Below are 7,680 nucleotides of genomic sequence, written 5' to 3'. Positions count from 1 at the left end.
GTCGAGGGTCGGTTCGCGCTGTTCAAGGATTCGATGCACGACATCCTGCATCCCGAGAAACGCCTGCCGAAAATCAATCTCGCGGATGCGGATATCATCATCGATGTCGCGCCAAGCGTGACGATCGCGGGCATCGAGGGAGGGTTGAGCATCAAGCTGCCGGCCGGTTTGCCGACGCTCATGGTGAACAGCCTGCGTTACAAGGATCTGATCCAGGACGTCGTGTTGTCTCGTCGCGATCCCGCGAAGCTCGAAGCGAAATACAAGGACATCCTCACCATCGGGCGCTTCACCGCGTTGCGGCAGGGACTTTCGAGCCTCGGCGACATCCTGACCACACGCTCCGGCCGACTGACACTCGATCTGACACAGGATCACCGCGACTTCATCCAAGACTATTATTCGAACCAGCTCGGCGCCATCGAAAATGGTGGACACCGTTTCGGGGCGGCACTTTCCGAGGATGAGAAGCAGGCGTTGATCGCYTTCCTGGCGACTTTGTGAGGGYAGCGAGAAATGAGCGGGCACTCGAAAAGACGATTGAGCGGCCTGATCTTCGCCCTGGTGCTGCTGCCACTGACGCAGGCAATTCCGGCGCACGGTCAATCGTCCGCGCCGGATATTCCCTTCGCGGCGGCGGAGGACTTGTCGATCAAGGATCCGGACAATCCTACGAAGGTTTTTCGTGTCGACTTCGCGCGGGTCGAACAAGAGTTCCCACTGACCCGCGCGGATCTCACGAAGATCACGCCCGAGAACATCAAACTCCTTTCACAGGAACAGCTCGATCAGGTCTACGGCCGGTTGACAGCAGGAACGATCCCCGATGGACTCTATTACGGCGACCTTTTGTTTGCGCGCGGAGACAGCCTCCGGGTCCGTCTCGAGGAAACGCTGGGTGGAATCGAGGGCCGCCTCGTGGGCGCAAAGATCGAACTGCTCGAGGATCTCGGACGCAGTCTTTGGAAAGGCAAGCTGATCGACCGCGATAAGCGGGTGTTGCGCAACATGATCGAGAATCTCGTCGCCATGCGTCCGTTCATCGACGACGTGTCGACGGTGCCGACGACGACAATTCGCCGCGATGGGCCGCTCGCGCGGTTCTTCAGTTCGGACACCGTGTGGCTCCTTTTTCCCGCGAAAATCTATTGCGGGCAAAGCCTGCTCGACGGGCGACGGGAATCGGTGATCGTCGACTACGCCTACAGTGATGAGATCGAAGGGTATCGACCGAGCCCTGATTCTCTCGCGACCCGCCGCGGTCTGCGCATCAGGGACGAAGTCCGTATGATCCGCCCTGGATTCTATCTCGGACGGGCGTACGCCAACCGGATGTTTCTGCTGAACTTTACGCTGTTCAATCCGCAGGTCGTCGAGGATGAAGCCAGGAATTTTGCGGCCGGCACGCCGGTTCGCGAGGAATGTTGGGCTGGCGAGCAGATACGCAGAGCCGCTCCATGAACCCGGCGACGCAACCCTCCCGGCTCGAACGAACAGCTCACGCCGCGCTTGTCTCGGTGCTTCATGCAGAGCGCCGGTTCGAGCCATTCTTTCGACCCGCCTTGAACAGACTCTTGCGAGAGCCGACCGCACGGATCGTGCAGCATTTCATCAACCGGGAACGTCCTCAGGAAGGTCTGGCGCGCGGCGAAGAGAAGGTTCAACCGGGAGAGGAGGAGGCTCTCGAAGCGATCATTGCCCGAATGGCCGCCTACATGAACCAGCACTACCAACCCGGTACATACGAGCGGGGTGGCAACACCAARACGCATGGTGTCGTGCGTGGCGAAGTCGTCGTGCGTTCCGACATTCCGTCGCATTTGCAGCGGGGCGTCTTCGCGAGAGCCGCAACGTACCCAGCGTGGGTGCGTTTCTCTGGCCCAGGTCCGGACATGCCGGCGGATATCGACGATGTCGGTTTCGTCAGCTGTGCGTTCAAGCTGATGGGCATCCCTGGGCCTAAGCTGCTCGACGACGAGAAGTTCACCCAGGATTTCCTGTCGGTCTGCACACCGACATTCGTCACGCCGGATATCATGTCGAATGCGGTTCTCCAGGCTCACATTCTGCGTGGGACGCCGGTGTTCTATTTTTTTCGTCCGGGGGCGACGCACCTGCTGGACTTTCTGATGCAGAGCTTGTGGAACGAGACTCAGACCAATCCTCTGGAGGCACGCTATTGGAGCTGTGTGCCCTACCTGCTCGGGGACGGTCAGGCAATGATGTATTCCGTGCGCCCGCGCTCCATCCAGCGTAGCAAAGTCCCGAACGTGCCGTTCCGCCCTCCGGACAATTATCTTCGTGACAACATGGTTGCGACTCTCAAACAAGTGGACGTGGAGTTCGATATTCTCGTGCAGGTTCAGACCGATCCGCATCGTATGCCGATCGAGAACGCGGCGGTGCGTTGGCCGGAGAAGCTCTCGCCCTTCGTTCCAGTGGCTGTTCTGAGAATCCCACGACAGAAATTCGATGGGCCGAAACAGATGGCGTTCGCGCGCAATCTCTCGCTCAACCCGTGGCATTGCGTACCCGATCATCGTCCGCTCGGAAATCAAGGACGCGCCCGGCGCAGGATGTATTGGGAATTGTCGGTGCTTCGCCAGAGAATGAACTCAACTCCGCATATCGAGCCGACGGGAAACGAAGTCTTCGACGAGACTTGAGGTGGGTGCATGGCGATCGACTCCTCAACGGCATCTCTCGATCGCGAACTGGTCTGGGAGGAGCAGAACGCAGCGACGGTCCTTGCCTATATCCGGCCGGAAGCCGAGACTGAGCTGAGAGGTGTTCTTGCGTCGATCGGCGCGGAGGTAGGGTCGACGGGACAGCCATTCGCCCAATCGACTTCGATCCACTACGCGCGTTTCGTCCTCATCCCGAGCGACCGGAATCACGATGGTGAAACGATCGGACCGTCCCTCGTCTACCTTGCGGATTTCGATGGTCCGCGGGACGCGCATCTCGAGGAAATCGCTCGTATCGGGGCGGCGGTGTTCGACCGCGTCTCGCCGTTCTGTCGTGAACCGATCCCCGGTACGCACGCGGGGCGTCGCCGATGGCTCGATGATCACGTCATTCCCCACGCGACCTCCTACGTGAATACCATCGGCAGGACCGTTCCTCTCATCCTCCGCCAGGCTCGGCTGCGTGACGAGGTCGACCGATTCTTGAGTGATACGAAACTGAACCGCGAGGATCCTAACGAGGTGACACGCCGGATTCGCGAGTTCGTCTCCGGGCAGGACCGTCTGCGATGGGCGCTTGCACCACCTCCCTCCGAACGACCATGGCTTTTTCGCCGCACCCTCGCGCGTGTGATCATCATTGCGATCGCGGTGCCGGTCTTGATTGTTCTGCTACCGATCCTCATCGCGTGGACGCTCCTCGTTCGCCTGCGCGAGACACGCGATCCCGGTGATCCGCCGCGTCCCGATCCCGCTCATGTGGTTGAACTGGCCGCCGCTGAAGATCACTCGCTCCATAACCAGTTCAGCGCTCTTGGCTTCGTCAAGCCAGGTCGGTTCAGGCTGATGACGGCGACCGTGATCCTCTGGATCGGCCGCATCGGCACACGATACTTCTTTGATCGGGAAGACCTTGCCGGCGTGAAGACGATTCACTTCGCGCGGTGGATCTTCATCGATGGAAAGCGTCGCATGCTTTTCGCGAGCAACTATGACGGTAGCCTCGAGAACTACATGGGCGATTTCATCGACATCGTCGCCTGGGGTCTCAATGCGATCTTCAGCAATGGAAAGGACTACCCGCGCACGAGATGGCTCATCCTCGATGGTGCATGGAATGAGGGGAGCTTCAAACGCCATATCCGGAATCGGCAAATTCCGACGCAAGTCTGGTACTGCGCCTACCCCAACCTCTCCGCAGTGAAGATTGCGGACAATTCGCGTCTACACGCTGCGCTTCATGGGGCGGTGAACGCGGGGACGCCGATTGATTGGCTATGGCTGCTTCGTCAGAACCTCGGGCGGCCCGCGGCTGTGCCTGCTGTGCTCGAACGGAATGACATGCAGGGCCTCATCGCGCGGGGCCATAGTCAGCATCGATCCGCTTGCTTCGTTCTTTTGACATTCGATGGCGCGGAGGAAGGCGCAACATCCGCGCGACGGTGGCTTGGAGACATTGTCGGACGCGTGACGGACGGGACATCTTCGCGCAATCAGCGCGATCTCCACATTGCTTTCACTCACCAAGGCTTGGCGCGGCTCGACTGCCCCGCCGATATTCTCGCTGGTTTCTCCGATGAGTTCTGCGCGGGCATGACGACCCCACACCGCCAGAGAATTCTGGGGGACGACGGCGCCAACGCACCATCGTCCTGGGAATGGGGGGATCCGTCTCGCCCAATCGACGCGCTGCTTCTCCTCTACGCGCGCTCAGATGTGGAGCTTGAGGCTATGTATGATTCCGAGCGCGACCAATGCTCGCGTCATGGAATTTCGTGCATGCGTCTCGATACCCAATGGATCGAGGGCGGCCGAGAACATTTTGGCTTTCAGGACGGGATCATGAACCCTCCCATGGAAGGACTCGGTGGCAAGACCGACTCTGGTCCCATCGTGAAGGCGGGAGAGTTCGTTCTCGGTTACCAGAACGAATATGGACGCTTCACCTCACGCCCGATCGTCGCTCCAGGGCTCGATCCAGCGCATTTGCTGTTGCGCGACGTCGAGGGCACAGGCGGCGCCGATTTCGGACGAAACGGCACCTATCTGGTCTTCCGGCAGCTCCGACAGGATGTGTATGGATTCTGGGATTTCGCGGAGCGTGCCGCGGCGCGGTTCTTCGGCACCGACACGCCCGACCACCGGACCTGGATTGCCTCGAAACTGGTCGGCCGATGGCCCAGCGGAGCACCACTCACCCTGACACCCGACCGTGACGATCCGACCCTCGCGAGCGCAAAGGATTTTCTCTACCAGAGGCAGGACGCGCTCGGAATGCGTTGCCCAATCGGCGCGCATATCCGTCGGACGAATCCGCGCGATTCGCTCGAACCTCGCCCCGGCTCGCAGGATTCCCTGGCCGTCAACCGACGTCACCAAATTCTCCGGCGTGGCCGCAGCTACGGACCTGCATGCCCGATCCCCGATGTCGGTGCAAGCGTGCTGGAACATCGCGATGCCATGCTCGATCGGGGGCTGCATTTCATCTGCCTCAACGCGAACATCGCCCGACAATTCGAGTTCGTTCAGGCGAGTTGGGTCAACAATCCGCAATTCGGAAATCTATCGGATGATGTCGATCCGCTGATCGGTCGGCGTGGACGGTTTTCCACGAATGGTCCGTCGAACGGCACTTTTACGATCCCGCAAGGATGCGCCCCGATCCGGCTTCGCCAGATGCCGAATTTCGTGCGGGTGCGTGGCGGTGCCTACTTCTTCATGCCCAGTCTGTCAGCGCTGCGCTTTCTCGCGCAATTCAGAACATCCAATGCATCGTGACGCCCTACAGCGTGACCTCGATCCATAGATCGGTTGCCTCCACGCCTTCGGGAACGCGCGTGCCGGCGGGCATGTCCGATCGGAAAACACGCCCCTTCGTCAGGCTCTGGAGCTCTGACACGATCTCGGGTAGCGGTATCCGACCCCATCCCTTTTTCGTCGCGACATCCTGATCGACAGGAATCGTCGCGACCTGCAATTTCGTCATCAGGTCGATGCCTGCCCGTCGCAGCGTCGCGTTGCGGCTGCCATGGTGGCCGACCTTGTAGTAGATGGTACGCGACAAAAGATCGGCACCTGTGACATCCGCTCCGTCCACCGACCAGGTGAGATCCTGCCAGGACAGCCAATTCCCCGCTTGCGCGTCGCCAGCGAACAGAAGCACATCGCCGCCATCGAGCTCGATGGCGAGGACGAGGCTGGTGTTGTTGGTCATGTTGTCGAGTTGAAGAGCGAGTTCCGTGGTCCCACCGAGCCACACGTCTTCGATCCGGCGCCAGCCTGTCCCGGTACGACCACCTTCCCAGTAGCGGGTCTTGAAGAAATCGGTCTCCGCCGCGACGTCGAAAGGGATGGCGTAGATCGGATCGAACGGTGCGTTGCGGATGCCCGCGAGGACCGGATTGATCTGATCGACAAAATCGTCCAGCGCGAGGCCGAATCCGTCTCCTTTGGAGGGATCGATCCTCTTCAAGCGACGTTCGTCCGGCGGTGGCCCCATGATGTAGAAGCGAACACCGCCGAGGTGCGAAGGTTCTTGGGGTATATCGTTCGGTCGCCGGTAGCGAATGTTGTCCGTGTTGATCGAGCGGACGATGTCCATGGCATCCTGYGTGGTCGCCCCTCGCCCGGCGCCGAAGAAGCTCAGCACGCTTTCGACCTCCGCCAGCACATCGGGCGCACCGGCGAGTTGCAGGCGGCTGGCCGACAACCGCAATCCTTGCAGCGCCAACGCCATTTCCCGTTTCAGTTTCTGGGCCAGTTCGTCTTCTGGATCTTCCGTCCAGGCAAACCAGGTTTCGTGGATGGTGAACTTCCTGAAAATGTCTTCCGCCTGAACAAAACCCGACAGGTGATCCCAATGCTCGTGCGTGACGATGAGAAGGTCGATCACACCGCCTGTGGTCGCAAGAATGTCTTCAGCGATTGACCTCATGGTCGCTGTCCCGTCAGGAGTTCCGATGATCACGCCGCAATCGATCAGGATCACGTAGTCGCGGTCGCCTTTCCTTTTTCTTGGCAACCGCACCAGGTGACAATCGCCGAAGCCTTGCCGATACATCCTGATTGTTGCCCGGTGCTGCCTGGAGCTGCGCTTCGCGCTGGCTTTCTGGCGGCCTCGCGCTTTCGACGGTTTGGCCGCGCTGCGAGGACGTGTTGCCGTCTTGCGAGCAGTGGTCGTCACTTTCCTTGCCATTGCCTCGACCCTTCCGATCAAGCCGTGTGCCGGTGGAGCATCGCGAAGGGCTCCGCGTGCGTCTCGTCGTCGCCAAAGTAAGCGGCCCGTGCCGCGTCCGCGTCTGCGCTCCTCATCGCAAGCTGAAGGCGCATGCGTTCCGGGCTGACGACGCGCTTGCGCACGAAATATCGGACGGCCTTCGTCTCCAGGTCGACGAGCAGCGTGCAACCGCCGCGAAGCTTGTTTCGGCTGGGCGGATTGAGGCGGAACGTCTGTGTGATCTCGATAATGAGATCGGCGCGACTTCCCCCGTCGGGTCCGATGCGGCGTGCCGGGCGAACGGAGTGCACCTCGATCCCTCCCATGACGCCCTCATGGCCGCCGATACTCGTGATCTTTTTCGGATCGCGCAGCAGCCCCAGCACATCCATCTCGTCGTCGGACACTTGCGTCGGATCGACGAGCCACTCGCGAAACTTGCGGGCATTGTTGCGCGATGTCTCATATGCGGCGCGCCGGTCCGTCGTGAGGTTCCAAGACAGCGACATGGAATCGAGGATGTTGGCGATACTCCGGAGTGGGAGCGGTGGCGGTTCCCACGCCAAGCTGTCGACGGACAGGTGGCGGACATCCGTCGGATAGATGCCGCGGTCCCGGAAAGCCGAGATAAACGCAACGCGATAGGAGCGCTTGTCATCGGGAACGAGATCCCGGTCCGCTGTAATGAGCGCGCGAAGGTACTCGCCGAAGGTGATGTCGATCGGCGGACAATAGTCCAATGCGCGGATGCAGATGTTGAGAACCTGATGGGCCACC

5 protein-coding genes and 1 pseudogene are annotated in these 7,680 nt (G+C 60.4%); 4 read left to right on the top strand and 2 right to left on the bottom strand.

Annotated elements, in window-relative coordinates; genetic code table 11:
• The 4 genes from AC1DT3_RS08155 to AC1DT3_RS08140 all read left to right on the top strand — a co-directional run.
• The coding region (locus tag AC1DT3_RS08155) for a hypothetical protein (protein WP_477464751.1) at nt 1-504 on the top strand (504 nt) is incomplete at its 5' end.
• A gap of 12 nt (nt 505-516) precedes the next feature.
• Nucleotides 517-1,461, top strand: coding sequence for a hypothetical protein (locus AC1DT3_RS08150; protein WP_477464750.1), 945 nt, complete (start codon nt 517-519; stop codon nt 1,459-1,461).
• Nucleotides 1,458-2,666, top strand: a complete 1,209-nt coding sequence (locus AC1DT3_RS08145) for a catalase family protein (protein WP_477464749.1) — start codon at nt 1,458-1,460, stop codon at nt 2,664-2,666. The genes AC1DT3_RS08150 and AC1DT3_RS08145 overlap by 4 nt, the downstream gene beginning before the upstream one ends.
• Before the next feature lie 9 nt (nt 2,667-2,675).
• On the top strand, nt 2,676-5,465 hold the full coding sequence (locus AC1DT3_RS08140) for a Dyp-type peroxidase (RefSeq protein ID WP_477464748.1): 2,790 nt from the start codon (nt 2,676-2,678) through the stop codon (nt 5,463-5,465).
• 4 nt (nt 5,466-5,469) lie between these two features.
• Here AC1DT3_RS08140 and AC1DT3_RS08135 read toward each other — a convergent pair whose 3' ends face one another.
• Nucleotides 5,470-6,882, bottom strand: a complete 1,413-nt coding sequence (locus AC1DT3_RS08135; RefSeq protein WP_477464747.1) for an MBL fold metallo-hydrolase — start codon at nt 6,880-6,882, stop codon at nt 5,470-5,472.
• A gap of 17 nt (nt 6,883-6,899) precedes the next feature.
• A pseudogene (locus AC1DT3_RS08130) lies at nt 6,900-7,680 on the bottom strand (S8 family serine peptidase); the annotation flags it as partial.

It is taken from the genome of Microvirga sp. P4_G7 (assembly GCF_056401005.1).
The sequence above is the reverse complement of the archived record's forward strand: the minus strand, read 5'-3'. Positions and strand labels throughout refer to the sequence as shown.